This is a genomic window from Nocardia sp. NPDC058519 (genome assembly GCF_042719755.1).
Classification (GTDB): Bacteria; Actinomycetota; Actinomycetes; order Mycobacteriales; family Mycobacteriaceae; genus Nocardia.
The window spans coordinates 151,840-167,402 of the sequence record NZ_JBHXNK010000006.1 but is presented as its reverse complement, the minus strand read 5'-3'; the positions used below and the strand labels follow the sequence as shown (position 1 = coordinate 167,402).

Below are 15,563 nucleotides of genomic sequence, written 5' to 3'. Positions count from 1 at the left end.
TGTCGCTCGGCGCTGGGATCAAATCGACTGTCCGCATACCGCCGAAGGGGAAATGCCGTGAACGATCAATCGCATTCGGGTCAGCGTCCTGCTGCGTGGTACGAGAACTGGACGGAGGTGCCCGATTCGCCCTGGCAGGACCGTCCGGCACCGGACTACGAGCGTGAGTACGCGACCCTCACCTACGAGCGTGACGGGCGGATCGCGAGGATCACCTTCGATCGAGCGGAGAAGGGCAACACGATCACACCGGACACCCCGGTCGAACTCGCCCACGCGGTGGAGCGCGCCGACCTCGATCCGCGCGTGCACGTGATTCTGGTTTCGGGGCGAGGCAAGGGCTTCTGCGGCGGATACGACCTGGACATGTTCGCGGAGAAGGGCTTCGATACCGGCTCGGGACCGGACGAAGTCACCGGAACGGTTCTCGACCCGGTCGTCAACGCGGCCAACCACAATCCGTGGGGTACTTGGGACCCGATGATCGACTACGCGATGATGAGCAGATTCAATCGCGGATTCGCCAGCCTGATGCAGGCGAACAAGCCGACGGTCGCCAAGTTGCACGGATTCGCTGTCGCGGGCGGCACCGATATCGCGCTCTACTGCGACCAGATCATCTGCGCGGACGATACCAAGATCGGCTATCCGCCCACGCGTGCCTGGGGCATTCCGGCCGCCGGAATGTGGGCCCATCGACTCGGTGACCAGCGGGCCAAAAGGCTGCTCTTCACCGGCGACTGCATCAGCGGTCAACAGGCGCAGGAGTGGGGCCTGGCCATCGAATCGTGTCCCGCCGAGGAACTCGACGCCCGTACCGAGGCGTTGGTCGAGCGCATCGCGCGAATGCCGGTGAACCAGCTCATGATGGCCAAGCTCGCGCTGAACTCGGCGTTGCACTCGCAAGGCGTGGCCAATTCGGCAATGATCAGCACCGTCTTCGATGGCATCTCCCGCCATACCCGTGAGGGCTACGCCTTCCAAATGCGCTCTGCCACAGTGGGTTTCCGGGAGGCGGTCCGTGAGCGCGACGAGCCGTTCGGCGACCACAAACGCGCACAGTTCGACCGGGACGCGCCGCAGTAACCAGCCGGACCACCTCGGCTATCCGAGCTTTCACCCTCGTACTGATCGAACGTGACGGCCCGTCGTCCTCAGAGGCATCAATCGCTCTGATGACGGCCACACCGTCGACGGCTCCACCGAGTAAGGACCCCGATGAACGAACTACCCGCACCCGATCTCCTAGGGACCCTCCTCGGTTACCTCCTGATGTCCCCGGTCTCGCTCCTGCACAATCTCGGGCTCGTGGTCGCGAACCTCCTGGGACTGTGACACAGCGATGACCGTACGAATTCTCTGCGCCCTTGCCGCGTCTGTCGTCGTCGCGGGTACCACCGTGCTCGGCGTCGCTCCGGTGGGTGCTGTTCCCATCCCTGGTGGGCAGGCGACCACGCTGTTCATTCCGGGCTCCGAAGGTGTCCAACTCAACGCGGTGATCACCGCGCCCGCCGATATCGCCACCCACAAGAATCCGCTGGTGCTGCAACCGTCGGGCTGGGGGATGCCCGCGATGGGCAGCCTCGGCTCGGCCTACCGGCTGTCCACCGGCGAGAACTTCATCTCGATCGAATACACGGCCCGCGGCATGTACCTGTCCGGCGGTGAGGTCGATGTCCTCGGTGAGAAGGACGCGGCCGATGCCTCCGCGGTGATCGACTGGGCCATCGCCCATCTGAATGTCGATCCCGATCGGATCGCGATCGCCGGCGGTTCCTACGGCGCGGGGATGGCGATTCTCGCCGCGGCGCACGATTCCCGGATCAAGGCGCTCGTCGCCGATTCCCCGCCCGGTGATCTGGCGCAGGCACTGGCCCCGAACGACACACCCAAGACCGGAGGTCCGATCGCCTTGGCCGCGGCGGGTGCGGCGACCAACCGCTTCAGCCCCGACCTGGTCGACCGTGGTCTGGACGTGATCCTGCGCGGCAACGGCGATGCCTTCAAGACGCTGCCCTCGCGTGATCTGCTGGCTCGCGCGGTGCCGGAACTCAATGCCAACGGCACCGCGGTGTTCCTCGCACACGACTGGCAGGACAGCCTGCTGCCGGTGGAGCCGGTGTACTCGCTGTTCGACGAGCTCACCGGCCCGAAGAAGCTGTGGCTGCAGCCCGGTGACCACTCCACCGGTGGCGGCGCGGGCCAGATCGTCGGCCTGCCCAATCCCATCTGGGACCGGGCGCTGCGGTGGCTCGACCACCATGTCAACGGCGCGGACAACGGCATCGACGCCGAACCTGTGGTCACCATCGAGCCCGCCAACACCGGCCCCTACCGGCACTTCGACTCGGTGGCCGACGCGCAGCAGGCAGTGCGCACGCTTGCGTTGTCCGCGCCGTCGATCGGTGTCATTGGCGCCGATCCGGCCGAAAGCTGGTCGCAGTCCGTGGTTTCCGGTCCGACCATCGCGGTCGCCGCGGTGCCGTACCTCACCGGTAGCTTGGCGCAGCTCGGGCTGGCGCCCGCCATCCCGCTGGGCGCGGTGGACCGCGACCTGGCCGGTGTCTGGCGCACAGAGCCCTTCGCCGAGGGCGCCGTCGTCTCCGGGCATCCCCGGCTGGACCTGACCGTGATTCCCGCGAGCACCGACCTCACCCTGATCGGCATTCTCTACGACGAGGCTCCCGACGGCACCGGCAAAGCCGTCTCCTACTGGCCGCTGACCAGGCACGGGCTGACTCCGTTCGCGCCGACGCAGATGAGCTGGGATCTCGCGCCGACCTATTGGAACCTGGCACCTGGCCACCGACTGACGATGACGGTTACCTCGCAGGATCCGGTGCCTTTCCAGAGCTCGACACCGATGGGCAGCATCGTCACCTTCGTCTCGCCGTCCACCGTGGAACTCCCGGTGAGTAGTTCGTGAAACGGTCGCTGCCTGCCCTGGTATTGCTGGTGCTGGCACTGGGATCGCTTCCGGCGCCGGCAGCGAACGCAGCCGTCGGACTGCCGCCGACGGTGCCGGGTGTTCGTCACTTCGACCCCGGCGTAGGCGAGTTCATCCTGGCCGCGCACGTCCGGGTGCTGGCCGACACGGGCGAGGCCGCGACCGTAGCGCGCACTCTGGCCGCTGACCTCTCCCGCGGCGGACGCCCCGCCGCGGTCAGCGCAGGTCCGGCCGCCTCCGGCGACATCGTGGTGCGGGTGGCGGACTCCGGTCCGGCCGAAGCCGAGTCCTATCGGATCGACATCGGCGCGAACATGACCGTCACCGCCCGGACCCGCCAGGGCGCCACGCATGCGACACAAACTCTGCTGCAATGGTTCTCGCAGACGACCACCGTGCCCGCCGGTGCGGTCATCGATCGGCCGGACTTCGCCGAACGCGGGCTGATGCTCGATGTGGGACGGAAGTTCCTCAGCGTCGGATGGATCAAGCAACGCATCCGCGAGATGGCCTACTACCGGATGAACCTGCTGCACCTGCATCTGTCCGACCACTACGGATTCCGGTTGGCGAGCACCAGTCACCCCGAGATCACCTCACCGCAGCACTACACCCGCGCCGAGCTGGCCGAGATCATCTCCTACGCCGACACCTACGGCATCGAGGTGGTACCCGAGATCGGGTTCCCGGGTCACATGAACGCCATCCTGGCGCCGCACCCCGAACTCGTCCTACATCCGGCGACCACGAGCCCGATCGACGTTGCTACCGACAGCCTCCTGGCGGGCACCGCCGAGGGCCGCATCGATCTGTCGAATCCGGCGGCGCGTCCGCTGATCGAGGACCTGCTGCGCGAGTTCGTCCCGCTGTTCCCCGGCCGGTACTTCCACCTCGGCGGCGACGAATACGTCACCGACTACAGCCGATACCCACAGCTCGCCGCCGCCGCGCACGACCGCCTCGGACCTGACGCCGTCCCGCAGGACCTCGTGGCCGACACCGTGAACGGGGCCGGCGACATCGTCGCCTCCTACGGCAAGACCGCGCGCCTGTGGAATGACGGAATACCCCGTGGTGCAAGACTTTCCGTGGACGAATCGATCGTCGTCGAGCACTGGACCGCGGGCAACGGACTCCTGCCATGGGTCGGCAACGACAACGGCCCCGAGCAGCTCGCCGATCAGGGTCGCCTGCTCAACAACTCCGCGTTCACCCCGACCTACTGGGCCTCCGGTGGTTACGCCGCCCCGATGAACACCCCGCCGCACCTGCTATACGCCTGGGACCCAGGTCTTTTCGTCAATGGCACCCGGCTCCGTCAGGACCAGCGAGAGCGGTTGCTCGGCTCGAAACTGCATGTGTGGTGCGACGACCCGACTGTGATGACCGAGGAGCAGATGGTCTCGCCGGTACGGGAGCGGCTGCCGGTCATGGCGCAGCAACTGTGGGCAGGCACCGGCGGCGCCGCCTATCCCGAATTCGTGGCCCGAGTACGGATGTTGGGAACGCCCAGCGTATGATAATCCGAACGAGAACAAGGGGTCGACCGTGGATCGAATCCGGCAGGGTCTGACCGCCGCTGTGGTGCTGGCGACAGCGTGTGGACTGGCCGCCGGTCCGGCTGCGGCGACCCCAGAAGACACCGCCGTCTGTACGCCTACCGGGGCGCATCCAGTTCCCGTGGTGCTGCTGCACGGAACCATGGATGACGCTACGGCCTGGAGCACCCTGGCTCCCCAGCTGACCGCGGCAGGCTATTGCGTGTTCGCGCCCACCTATGGTGTGGCAGGCGCTGTGCCGGGACTGGGCGGCGTCGCGCCGGTCTCCCGGTCCGCGGTGGAGATCTCCGACTTCCTCGACCGGGTACTGGCGGCCACCGGTAGCGACCGGGTGGACATCGTCGGCCATTCCCAGGGCGGCACGATCGCCGAGTACCTGGCCAAGAACATGAGGCAGACGGCACGGATACGCTCGGCGATCATGCTCGCGCCGGTCTCACATGGCACCACGCTGAGCGGCGCGGTCGGTGCCGCCGACACCGTCCCCGGCCTGCGCGGTCTGGTGGACACCGCCGTGCTGCCGGTGTTCTGCGCGGCGTGTGCCGACCTGGAGACGGGCTCGGCATTCATCGCCGCGCTCGACGCAGGGCCGATCGCCCAACCGGGTGTGCGCTACGCGGTACTGGCCACTCGTGACGACGCCGTCGCCACCCCGGCCGGGCCCGCGTCGTTCATCGAAGAACCCGGCGTGACGAATCACTATGTGCAGGAACTGGCTCCGGTCGCGGTGTCACACAAGGACCTGCCACGCGACGCGGTCGCGGGCCGTTGGGTCCGAGAACAGCTCGACGCCGCGGCCTGACTGACTTACCGACCTGCGCCGAGGTCCCGCGATGGGCCGATCGGTGGCCTGCGCCGATGGCGGTTCTTCCGCTCATTTCCGTGGGGCGAAGGTCGACTCGAAATGGCGGAGGAGGTCGTCGGGGGAGGCGGGGGAGGCGGCGTAGCCGAGGTAGCCGTCGGGGCGGACGACGTAGGCCGCGCCGTCGGCGCAGTGGTACCGCCGGGCGAAGTCGCCGTCGCTGTCACGGATGACCGGGAGGGCCGTGGGGTCGACGGTGGCCCCCGGGCCTGCGACGAGGTAGGTGTCGAGGTGGTCGCCGGTCAGCTGCCGGAGCAGGCCGACGTGGCGTTCCAGATCGGTGAGAGTGGCTGTGTCGCAGGTGTTGTCGACGTACCGGAGCAGAGTATGGCCGGTGCCCGTGAGGAGGGGGAAGAGACGGAAAGGGGAGGTCACGCCGTCCCTGGTCAGCCCGATCGCGTCGGGAGCGCGGCTACCCGCGGTGGGAGACGGTGCGCCGGTGGGGGATTCGGTGACGATGGGGCTGTCGCGGTAGTCGATCAGGAGTTGCGCCTCGCGGAGCAGGACACGTTCGGGGTCCGATTCTCCGGCGCCGATCCCTTCGCGGGCGTCGCGGACGGTGCGCCCGACCACCTCCGTACCGACGGGCCTGCGTTCGGCGTCATAGCTCGCCAGCAACCCCGGCGCGGCCACCTCCGCAACGGCCAACGCGAGCTTCCACGCGAGGTTGGCGGCGTCCTGGATGCCGGTGTTCATGCCCTGGGCGCCCGTGGGTGGGTGGATATGGGCGGCATCGCCCGCGACGAAAACCCGTCCACGCCCGTAGGAGTCGACGATGCGATGGCTGATCCGGAAGACCGAGGACCAGCGCACCTGCGAGGCGGTCACCGGTTCGGGCGCGAGCCGGTCGAGCACCGCCTGGATATCGGCCAATCGCGGGCCGGGCCCGGTGCCGAGCCCGTGCTCGACCTTGTCGCCGCCGACGGAGGTGTCGATCTCGAGTTCCGCGGGAACCCGCATCGACACCCGGTAGCGGTGGCGGCCGGGCAGCGGGATGCACACCAGCACGTCGTCGGTGACACCGTTCGTCTGATGCATCGACCGCACGTTGTAGCCGTGCGGCTGTGACCAGTCCAGTTCGACATCGCCGAGCATGTACTGCTCGGTGAAGGCCGCGCCCTCGAATGTCAGGCCCAGCGTCTTGCGGACGGTGCTGTGCGCGCCGTCGCAGCCCACCAGATACCGTGCCCGCACCGTGTGTTCGCCCTCGGGTCCGTCGAGCACGGCATCGACGCCGTCCGCGTCCTGAGTGAACCCGACGAGCCGGACGCCGCGCTCGATGCGCGTGCCCAGCGACTCCAGGTGCCTGCGCAGGATCCGCTCGGTCTCGTACTGGGGGAGTCCGAGGAACCCGAACGGAATCTCGGGTGGCAGCGTCAGATCCATTCGGCCCGCCTCGGCGCCGTTGATGTACACGATCTGACCGCGCAGCAGGATCGCGGCGTCGAGGACCTCCCGCAGGATGCCCATCGCCTCGAACAGTTCCAGCGTGCGGGGCTGGATGCCGACCGCTTTCGCGTACTGCGGCGGATCGGGCAGCGCGTCGATGATCCGGCATCGCACGCCGCGCCGGACCAGCTCCACGGCGGCGGCCGAACCCACCGGACCTGCGCCGACGATCAGAACATCGGTATCGAACATGCGACATCACCTCGCGCTGGAAGCCCCCGCCTCATGTTGTCCGCTGATCGTACGCCCGGCGCCGACCCGCGGAACCCCTCGGACGAACGGGTCGCGGGGGTCCTCCTCGCGCGCAGTCGATATCGGCATGTCCTGCAAGCTTGCACCAGGTGCCATCCATCGAAGTACTGGCTACTGTACTCGGTGGTATGGTCGCTGCCGCGGTGCCTGCGACGTTGCAGCCCGGGAAGGGCTCGACATGGAACATCCGATCGAACGTCGTCGGTTCCTGCGTGCGGCCGGAGCGGGTCTGCTCGGCGCGGTGCTGTGGGAGACGCAGGCCGGCGCGGCCCCACTGGGAGTGCGCAGTCCGCTGCTGTTCCATTCCCCGGCGGTCGAGCCGTTCGTCGACGAGATGCCGCGCTTGCCCGTGGTGCGCGGTGACCGGCTCGAACTCGTCGCCGAGACCACGACCCACCGGTTCCACCGTGATCTGCCGGAATCGCCGTCGCTTGGCTACAACGGGATGAGCTACCTGGGCCCGACCATCGAGCATCCGGCGGGCACGCCGCTGCGCCTGCGCTTCGCGAACAGGATGACCACCCACCCCCTCGCCGCCGACATGGACACCAGCCTGCACGGCGTCGACGAGAGCTTCCGCACCGCACCGCCGTCATCGCTGCACCTGCACGGCGGGGTGACGCCACCCGACAGCGACGGGCACCCGGAGCAGCTCGTCTATCCCGGCGGCGACATCGACCACGACTTCCCGCTGGCGCAGGACACCGGCCACCTCTGGTATCACGACCACGCCATGGGCATCACCCGTGTGAACGTCTACGCAGGCCTGGCCGGAATGCTGCTGCTCCGCGACGATTCCGACACCGGCGGACCCGGCAACCCGCTCGGTCTGCCCGCCGGGGAGTTCGAGGTGCCGCTGGTCCTGCAGGAGAAGCTGTTCACCGCGGGCGGGCACCAGTCGGTCCGGTCCACACCGGTGGTGCCCGAAGGCGGCTGGGAAGGTGGCGCCGTCGGCGACATCGGCCTGGTCAACGGCAAGATCTGGCCGTATCTTCCGGTCGCGCGTGGCCTCTACCGCTTCCGCGTGCTCAACGCGGCGTCGTTCAGCGTATGGAATCTGTTCTTCGGCAACCGGATGCGGTTCTGGGTGATCGGCAACGACCACGGCCTGCTCGATGCGCCCGTCGCCACCCACGAGCTGCGGTTGTCGCCGGGTGAACGGGTGGACCTGCTGGTCGACTTCGCCGACCTGGCCCCGGGCGAGACCGTGGAACTGTGCAACGACGAGGCGCCGGTCTTCCAGGCCGCGATCCTCGGCGAGGTCGCGATGCCGCGGTTCTGCCAGTTCCGGGTGCAGGACCGGCCGGGCTTCGCCGGCGGCGTGCCTGCGCGGTTGCGCGGCGGGGCCGGGCTGCCGCCGCCGCTGCCGCCGCTCGAAACACCGACCGTGATCCGCAATGTCACCGTCAGCCAGCCCTACGAGCTGCGCGTACCGCCCGCGATCATGTCGCTGAACAACCTCACCTTCAGCAGTCCCGATATCGAGATGCCGCGCCAGGGCGCCGTCGAGCAGTGGAACATCATCAACATCACGCCCGATCCGCACCCGATCCACCTGCACCTGGTCACCTTTCGCATTCTCGGCCGGACTCCGCTGCGCACCGTCGACTATCAGCTGGCCCATCCCCAGCCGCCCATCGGGCAGAAATGGGCGCCGTCGGCGGAGGGATTCCTGGCGGGTCCGATGGTGGCGCCGCGGGCGTGGGAAGCCGGCCACAAGGACATCGTGCGAGTCGACGGCGGCACCGTCACCAGCATCATCGTGCGGTTCCCGACCGCGGCGGAACTGGGCTTCGACCCGGACGCACCGTTCCCGCGCCGAAACGCGACCGAACGCGCGGGCGCGGACACCCATACCGGTCACCGCGTGCCCGACCACGCCGGTCATCAGCACGACGACCTGCGCGGATACGTGTGGCACTGTCACCTGCTCGACCACGAGGACCACGACATGATGCTGAAGTACCGCCTCGTGCCGTGACAGTTCCGTACTTTTGGGTACGGAAGAATGTTCGACAGAGTATGGTCGAAACCGATCGCAGTCAGCGAGTCGATGTCACATCAGGAGGCCGGCAGTGGTCGATGCCGTCGAAGATCAGCGCGAGCACATCCGCTCCGGGCCGCCGGTGAAGTGCCCCACCGCCTTTCGCTATTGGGAAGCGCGCGACACCCCGCTGGTGCGCAGGCTCGAGCGCGTCTTCACGACCGTGACCAGGCAGCGGCTGTTCCCCAGCGACGAGCAGGCGAGCGCGCTGTGCGAGGACCTGTTCACCGGTGACCCGGTCGCGGAACGGTTCGTCGCCGAGGTGATGCACGGCGAGATCGGGGCGAAAGCCGGGCGCCGGATGCTGGACACAGCACTCGCCGAGGGTATCGACGCGGTGCCGGACGCCCCGGAATCCATGCGCGCGTTGTTCGCCGAGTTCGAGACGGTGCCCGACTGGGTGGTGCCCGAACTGGTCGAGCAGGGCGCCGCGATCTGGCGGCGCTGGGGCACGATGCTGTTCAGTTTCGCCGGCGCCGAAACGCTCGAGATGTACACCGAGGCCGCGGTCGCGACGCCGCTGTCGCTGGCCGGCGGCTACGCGGGCGACAGCGCCCTGCGCCGGTTCCTGGAGACCACCCGCTTCTGGATCGACGTCTCCGCCACCGACGCGCTGCTCACCCCCGGTTCGGCGGGCCGGGCCACCGCGCTGAAGGTGCGGGTCATGCATGTCTCGGTGCGCGCGAAGGTCGCAGGCCACCCCGAATGGGACAACGAACGCTGGGGGCTGCCGATCAGCCAGACCTACCAGATGCTGACCCTGCTGGCAGGCAGCGTGACGCCCGGCCTCGGCCTGTGGGCGCTGGGCTATCAGACGACGCCGTCGGAAATCCGTGCGCTGCTGCACTTCCAGAAGTACATGGGCCACCTGCTCGGCGTGCGGCTGCGCTGGTATCCGGAGACGGTCCTCGACGGACTGCGGGTCCTGGCGATGACCATCGCCTCGCGGTCCTACGACGCCGGACAGCACGGGACGGAACTGATCGAGTCGTATCCGGCGGCCTTCGCCCCGCGTGACGGCCACCGTGGCCTTGCCCGATTGCGCGAGAAGTACAACTACCGGATCAATTCCGTGTACTCCGCGATGTACATGGCCCCCGGCACCCGCCGGCGCTACACCATGCCGCCCGCGTTCCCCTGGATCCTCATCCCGGTCCTGCGCTTTCCGCTGATCACCGCGATGGAGATCGTGCGCCGGATCTGCCCGCCGTTCGCGCGGGCGCACGAGAAGCTGATGCTCGCGCATCGAGAGAACTGGTATCGCGCCCAGATGCGAGGTCGCGAAGCGGCCTTCGACGCCAGCGGTGCCCTGCGCCGATGAACCCACCGAAAGCAGCCATGACTACCGCAGACATCGTCGAAGTGTGGAACGGTCCGGGACGCCGCGACGGCGAACTGACACCGGTTCTGCCGCACCACAACGGATTACATCCCTCACCGAGCAAACTCGCCTTCGAACACTGGTATTTCGACGCGCACCTCGACACCGGCCACGTGGTGATCGGCTTCCTGACCAAACGTCGACCCGAGGACCTGCCCTTCGCCCGGCCGTGGGTGGAGATGATGGTCTACGCCCCCGACGGCACCCGCCGCCAGGTATCGCGGCGCTACCCGCACTCGGCGACCTCGTTCTCGCCCGAGGCCTGCGATGTGCGCGTCGGTGAGAACACCGCGCACACCGAGTTCCGCGACGGCGGCCTGCCGACCCATCACCTGCGGATGGCCGAGGACGGTCTCGTCTTCGACCTGCGGTTCCACAACGAGGTCCCCAGCTGGATGCCGGGCAAGGGTGAAACCCGTTTCGGCAGTACGGATTCCTTCGGCTGGATGGTCGCCGCGCCGCGTGCCAGGGTGACCGGTGCGATCGAGGTCGACGGCGTGCGACACGAGGTCACCGGACGTGGGTATCACGACCACAACTGGGGTGTCGGCGACATGAAGAAGATCATCGAGCGCTGGCACTGGGGCAGGCTGTACGTCGAGGACTACTCGCTGCTGTTCGCCTCGGTACTGACCCAGCAGCGCCGGGGCGGACACGAGATCAGCCCGCTCATGCTCGCCCACCACGCCGACATCGTGCTGTCCACCGGCGAGACCGTTCTCACCGAAGGACCCGCGCGCTTCGACACCACCGCGGGCCGGACCTACCCCGAATGGGTCGAACTGCAGGTGCCGGGCAAGCTCGAACTGCGACTGGACGTCGAGCGGGTGATCCACGCCCACGACCTGCTCGATGATCTACCGGTGGTGCGTTCCCGCCCGGTCAAGCCCCTGGTGCACCGGCTGGTCGGGCACCCGGGCTACTTCCGGTTCGAGTCGTCCTTCGAGCTGACCGTACACACCGACGGTGCTGCCGAGCGGCGCAGCGGGACAACACTGCACGAACTGGTGGCGCTGACCTGACCCGCACGTCGGCTGATCACGCCGGCGGCTCGGTGCTGGTGATGAACCGGAAGAACTCGCGGCGCTGATCCTCGGTCGGCACGGGCAGGTTCTGGTTCCCGTGCACGAAGCCGATCCCGGCGAAGCACATCAGCCCGGCGCGCATCTCCGCCTGCTCCGCGGAGAATCCCAGCTCGATCAGAGTCTTGGACAGGGTGTGGAAGATCCGCTGGTCCAGCGCCTTCACCGCCTCGGCCACCTTGGCGTTCGTGCGCGCCCAGTCGCGGACCGCGAGCTCGACCTGCCAGACCCGCTCCCCGGTGAGCAAGGCGCCCATCCGGGCCAAGCGCTCCTGCACCGGCAGTTCGTCGAGGTCCTTGAACCCGCGCGCCGCGTCGTTGTGATCGGCGCACCAGAACTGCGCGGTGGTCTCGAGCAGCTGATCGATACCGTCGAAATGCCAGTAGAAGCTACCTTTGGTGACGCCGAGCTCATCGCAGACCTTGGCGATGGTGATGGCGGCGACGCCGTCGCGCAGCAGCACCGCCAGTGCCCCGTCGGTCCAGTCCTCGACGCCGAGCCTGCGCGCCCCACCGCGCGCGGCCGCCGCTTTGCGTTTGGACACCGGCGCCGTCGGCCGGGCGTTCCCGGGCTCTTCGGTCATGGTCGTCTCCTCTCGGCGTCACGGGCGGCATACCGTACTCAGCCGTACAGTTGAACCTACCAAAAGGTATGGATAGTGATGCGGTTCAGTCCGAGGTGGGAGCCTGCGCGGTGATCAATCTCCGATGCAGCGTGCTCCTTCGATGCCGACCGCGAGTTCGGCCCCGTCGGTGGAAACAACGACGACACTGTTGACATCATTTGTGTAGGCGACAGTTGCTGCCGCAGTACAGATTCGGTGTGCGGTCTCCGCGCCGGATGAATCGTCGGCCAGGTTCGTCTCGATGTTCACGGTAGTGCATTGGCCGGTTATCGAGACTCGGGTGACGTCGAATCCGGACAGGGCATTCTTGATCTGGTCGACCTCGCCGCATGCGGTGCTGGTCGGCTGGACCGTCGCTGAGGCCGGTACTTCGGCAGAGGATCCCGACGAGCTTCCGCACGCGGCCGACATGCCGAGTGCCGAACAGGCGACGAACCATCGCACCGCATTGCCCGAACGGCGCATCAGGTGCCCTGCCCGGCGATGAGTGTGCCGGTCGCGTGCACGACATCCAGGTGTTCTACCACCGGCTCGCCGGGGCGTTGACCGGCGAACGCGGTGTCGACGGCGGGGTGGATGCGTTCTTCGAAGGCGCGAGCGCAGTGTGCCTCCGATTCCCAGACATCGATGTAGCGCAGCCCGCCGTCGGCGCGGCGTACGCACAGATGCAGGAGCGAACCATCGAGCGGCTCCGATCCGAGTTCCTCGATGATCCGCTGGTAGAGCTCCTCACCGATAGGGACATCTTGAACGTAGGCGTAGACCATGGCCGGATCCCTTCTGAATTGATCCGAGGCATATTCGGATCAATATTCGGTAGGGTAGGCGTGATGAACGAGAACGTCAAGGTCGGCAAGCGTCGATACAACGCCCCACGGCGCGCCGCGCAGGCGGCGGATACGCGTCACGCGATCCTCGACGCCGCGCGGCGGTTGTTCGTTCAGAACGGATACGTCGCCACCACCGTGAGCGAGATCGCCACGGGCGCGGGCGTTTCCGTCGACACCGTCTACGCATCCATCGGTCGCAAGCCGGTGCTGCTCCGGGAACTCGTCGAGACCGCGCTCTCCGGCACCGACCAAGCGATCCCGGCCCAGCAGCGCGAGTACGTTCGCGCGATCGGCGCGGCGAGGCGGGCCGAGGACAAGATCGCGATCTACGGCGACGCGCTGGCCGCGATCCAGCAGCGGCTCGCGCCGATCTTCCTTGCCCTGCGCGATGCCGCGCTGACCGACGCGTCATGCGCTCGCATCTGGGCCGAGATCGGCGATCGGCGCGCGAACAACATGCGTGAGTTCGCGGCCGACCTGCGTAGTACGGGACAGTTGCGCGATGATCTGTCCGACGACGAGGTCGCCGACATCCTGTGGAGTATGAACGCGACCGAATACTGGGTACTGCTCGTCGGCGAACGCGGTTGGACGGCAGAGCGCTTCCGGGACTGGATCGTCGACGCATGGACCCGCGCGCTCCTGACAGATCCGCCATCCTTGTAAATCGCCGGAGAAATCGTCGTTTCTCGAGATCTGGGCGGGGCACTGCCGAGACCTTTGGGATGGGTCGACGACGGCCGATAGGGGCTTGATGCAGAATGTGAAGGTGAACGATAGACCTGAGACGAAGTTTGGGGTGTTGGCTGCTGTGGGATTGATGCACGTCGCGACCCCTGTCCGCGGTTAGTTCGATGTCGGATCGGGAAGCCGGGACGGGGCCTGGTGGAGGTCACTACGACGCGGTGGAACGGCTGCGTCGGAAGTGGGAAGCGATCAAGGCCGCCGAGGGTGGTTCCGGTGCGGCCGAGGGTGGGGCGTCGAACGTTGTTCGGCTGCCGAGGCCGCCGCGGCGAGGTCGCGAGGAGGCCGGCGAAGCTCGGCATCAGCCGTGGATGTCGGAGGAGGTCGACGATCCGGCGCCGACCCGACCGGTGACTCGCGCGGAATTGCAGGGTGAAACCGGTGCGTGGCTGATGCACACGGCGCCGCAGGCCGACGGGGACGCCGAACATGAACGCAATGTCATCGACCTCGGTGCGTCACGCCGGAAACGTGCCAATGCGGATGGTTCGCCCAGGCGTGCGCGGCCGAGGGTGATGCCGCGCAGAATCGGGTCTGCCGACACGAAGCCGGACGGCGAGCCCGATGCCACACCGCCGAGGTGATCGCCGAGTACGCCAGGCTACCCACGCACCGTTGAGCTAATGGGTGATTTGTCCGACGCGGGCGTGGCCGAGGGGCTCCTAGCGTTGGTCCATGACTACTCAACACATCGAAACGCTGATCATCGGAGCCGGTCAGGCCGGTCTTTCCTGCGGATTTCATCTGCGGCGGAGCGGACGACCCGTCCTGATCGTCGACGGGAACGAGCGAGTCGGTGACAACTGGCGCCGGCAATGGGACACGCTGCGTCTCTACACACCGGCGAAATACGATTCGCTACCCGGATTGCCTTTTCCCGACGAGGACCGGTGGAGCTATCCGGGCAAGGACGCGGTAGCCGAGTATCTCGAAACCTACGCCTTGCATTGGGACCTGCCGGTGCGGATGAGTACGCGGGTCGATCGATTGACCGCGCGCACGGGCGGGGGATACGCGGCCCGCGTCGGCGACGACACCATCACCTGTGACAACGTCGTCGTCGCCACCGGAACCTTCGGGCGCACCCCGTTCGTGCCGGATTTCGCGGCCGACCTCGACCCGGGCATCCGGCAACTGCACTCGAGCCGATACCGGCGCCCGAGTCAGCTGCAACCGGGAACGGTGCTGGTGGTGGGTGCCTCGCACTCGGGCACCGACATCGCCTACGAGGTTGCTGCGGTTCAGCCGACGATCCTCAGCGGTCGTGACTGCGGCCAGATGCCGATCCGGCTCGAGTCCCGCTCGACGCGCTTGGCCATCCCGGTCCTGGTCTTCCTGGCCAGGCATGTAATCACCCGACGAACACCGATCGGGCGAAAGGCAATGCGCGAGATCCGGTTCCACGGCGGTCCGATGCTTCGGGTCAAGCGCGCGGACCTGGCCGCGCGGCAGGTGCGGCGCGAGACCTCCCGGGTCACCGGGGTGGTCGACGGTCTACCGGTGCTGGCCGACGGCACCGTGCTCGACGTGCGCAACATCGTCTGGTGCACAGGCTTCGAGCAGGTCTTCGACTGGATCCAGGTTCCGGTGATCGGCGAGGACGGCTGGCCGCGCGAGTACCGCGGCGTGGTGGACGAGGCTCCCGGCCTGTTCTTCTGCGGGCTCAGCTTCCAATACGCGTTCAGCTCCATGCTGTGGCCCGGTGTCGGTCGAGATGCCCAGTACATCGCACGCAGGATCGCGGCGCGAACGAACACGAGAGCGACGCGTACGCTCACTGATAGGTGA

Annotated in this window: 14 protein-coding genes; 10 read left to right on the top strand and 4 right to left on the bottom strand. The window is 67.5% G+C overall.

Annotated elements, in window-relative coordinates; translation table 11 throughout:
* Positions 1-57: 57 nt before the first annotated feature.
* From ACFWPK_RS09815 to ACFWPK_RS09800, 4 genes are all read left to right on the top strand, one after another.
* Positions 58-1,086 carry a crotonase/enoyl-CoA hydratase family protein gene (locus ACFWPK_RS09815; protein ID WP_378914208.1) on the top strand — a complete coding sequence of 343 codons (1,029 nt, stop codon included), beginning with the start codon at positions 58-60 and terminating at the stop codon, positions 1,084-1,086.
* Positions 1,087-1,342: 256 nt separating this feature from the next.
* The gene (locus ACFWPK_RS09810; RefSeq protein WP_378914207.1) at positions 1,343-2,926 is read left to right on the top strand and encodes a CocE/NonD family hydrolase; all 1,584 of its coding nucleotides are present in this window, start codon (positions 1,343-1,345) and stop codon (positions 2,924-2,926) included.
* Positions 2,923-4,467: a family 20 glycosylhydrolase gene (locus tag ACFWPK_RS09805; protein ID WP_378914206.1), complete on the top strand. Its 1,545-nt coding sequence runs from the start codon at positions 2,923-2,925 to the stop codon at positions 4,465-4,467. Before ACFWPK_RS09810 ends, ACFWPK_RS09805 begins: the two co-directional genes overlap by 4 nt.
* Positions 4,468-4,495: 28 nt before the next feature.
* A complete protein-coding gene (locus ACFWPK_RS09800) occupies positions 4,496-5,308 on the top strand; it encodes an esterase/lipase family protein (protein ID WP_378914205.1) in 813 nt (270 codons plus the stop codon).
* Between the two features lie 72 nt (positions 5,309-5,380).
* Here the strand turns inward: ACFWPK_RS09800 and ACFWPK_RS09795 are convergent, their stop codons facing one another.
* Entirely contained in the window at positions 5,381-7,009 is a 1,629-nt protein-coding gene (locus ACFWPK_RS09795; protein WP_378914204.1) for an FAD-dependent monooxygenase, read from the bottom strand.
* Positions 7,010-7,247: 238 nt separating this feature from the next.
* On the opposite strand from ACFWPK_RS09795, the gene ACFWPK_RS09790 reads away from it, so the two are divergent.
* From ACFWPK_RS09790 to ACFWPK_RS09780, 3 genes are all read left to right on the top strand, one after another.
* The gene (locus ACFWPK_RS09790; protein WP_378914203.1) at positions 7,248-9,050 is read left to right on the top strand and encodes a multicopper oxidase family protein; all 1,803 of its coding nucleotides are present in this window, start codon (positions 7,248-7,250) and stop codon (positions 9,048-9,050) included.
* A gap of 94 nt (positions 9,051-9,144) precedes the next feature.
* Entirely contained in the window at positions 9,145-10,434 is a 1,290-nt protein-coding gene (locus tag ACFWPK_RS09785) for an oxygenase MpaB family protein (protein ID WP_378914202.1), read from the top strand.
* Positions 10,435-10,451: 17 nt separating this feature from the next.
* A complete protein-coding gene (locus tag ACFWPK_RS09780) occupies positions 10,452-11,516 on the top strand; it encodes a lipocalin-like domain-containing protein (RefSeq protein ID WP_378914201.1) in 1,065 nt (354 codons plus the stop codon).
* A gap of 16 nt (positions 11,517-11,532) precedes the next feature.
* Here ACFWPK_RS09780 and ACFWPK_RS09775 read toward each other — a convergent pair whose 3' ends face one another.
* The 3 genes from ACFWPK_RS09775 to ACFWPK_RS09765 form a co-directional block, all read right to left on the bottom strand.
* The gene (locus ACFWPK_RS09775) at positions 11,533-12,159 is read right to left on the bottom strand and encodes a TetR/AcrR family transcriptional regulator (protein WP_378914200.1); all 627 of its coding nucleotides are present in this window, start codon (positions 12,157-12,159) and stop codon (positions 11,533-11,535) included.
* Positions 12,160-12,273: 114 nt separating this feature from the next.
* Positions 12,274-12,450, bottom strand: coding sequence for a hypothetical protein (locus ACFWPK_RS09770; RefSeq protein ID WP_378914199.1), 177 nt, complete (start codon positions 12,448-12,450; stop codon positions 12,274-12,276).
* A gap of 215 nt (positions 12,451-12,665) precedes the next feature.
* On the bottom strand, positions 12,666-12,968 hold the full coding sequence (locus tag ACFWPK_RS09765) for a hypothetical protein (RefSeq protein WP_378914198.1): 303 nt from the start codon (positions 12,966-12,968) through the stop codon (positions 12,666-12,668).
* A gap of 63 nt (positions 12,969-13,031) precedes the next feature.
* Here ACFWPK_RS09765 and ACFWPK_RS09760 point away from each other — a divergent pair, with 63 nt between their 5' ends.
* The 3 genes from ACFWPK_RS09760 to ACFWPK_RS09750 all read left to right on the top strand — a co-directional run bounded on the left by ACFWPK_RS09760 (position 13,032) and on the right by ACFWPK_RS09750 (position 15,563).
* Positions 13,032-13,697 (top strand): TetR/AcrR family transcriptional regulator, encoded by a 666-nt coding sequence (locus ACFWPK_RS09760; RefSeq protein ID WP_378914197.1) that lies wholly within the window; start codon positions 13,032-13,034, stop codon positions 13,695-13,697.
* 188 nt (positions 13,698-13,885) lie between these two features.
* Complete coding sequence (locus ACFWPK_RS09755; protein WP_378914196.1) at positions 13,886-14,359, top strand: hypothetical protein; 474 nt, start codon at positions 13,886-13,888, stop codon at positions 14,357-14,359.
* Between the two features lie 91 nt (positions 14,360-14,450).
* A complete protein-coding gene (locus tag ACFWPK_RS09750; RefSeq protein WP_378914195.1) occupies positions 14,451-15,563 on the top strand; it encodes a flavin-containing monooxygenase in 1,113 nt (370 codons plus the stop codon).

Bases quoted from the DNA above. Each gene is read 5' to 3' on its own strand.
- ACFWPK_RS09810 (WP_378914207.1), top strand. From the start codon at position 1,343: ATGACCGTACGAATTCTCTGCGCCCTTGCCGCGTCTGTCGTCGTCGCG.
- ACFWPK_RS09795 (WP_378914204.1), bottom strand. From the start codon at position 7,009: ATGTTCGATACCGATGTTCTGATCGTCGGCGCAGGTCCGGTGGGTTCG.
- ACFWPK_RS09790 (WP_378914203.1), top strand. From the start codon at position 7,248: ATGGAACATCCGATCGAACGTCGTCGGTTCCTGCGTGCGGCCGGAGCG.
- ACFWPK_RS09780 (WP_378914201.1), top strand. From the start codon at position 10,452: ATGACTACCGCAGACATCGTCGAAGTGTGGAACGGTCCGGGACGCCGC.
- ACFWPK_RS09775 (WP_378914200.1), bottom strand. From the start codon at position 12,159: ATGACCGAAGAGCCCGGGAACGCCCGGCCGACGGCGCCGGTGTCCAAA.
- ACFWPK_RS09765 (WP_378914198.1), bottom strand. From the start codon at position 12,968: ATGGTCTACGCCTACGTTCAAGATGTCCCTATCGGTGAGGAGCTCTAC.
- ACFWPK_RS09760 (WP_378914197.1), top strand. From the start codon at position 13,032: ATGAACGAGAACGTCAAGGTCGGCAAGCGTCGATACAACGCCCCACGG.
- ACFWPK_RS09755 (WP_378914196.1), top strand. From the start codon at position 13,886: ATGTCGGATCGGGAAGCCGGGACGGGGCCTGGTGGAGGTCACTACGAC.
- ACFWPK_RS09750 (WP_378914195.1), top strand. From the start codon at position 14,451: ATGACTACTCAACACATCGAAACGCTGATCATCGGAGCCGGTCAGGCC.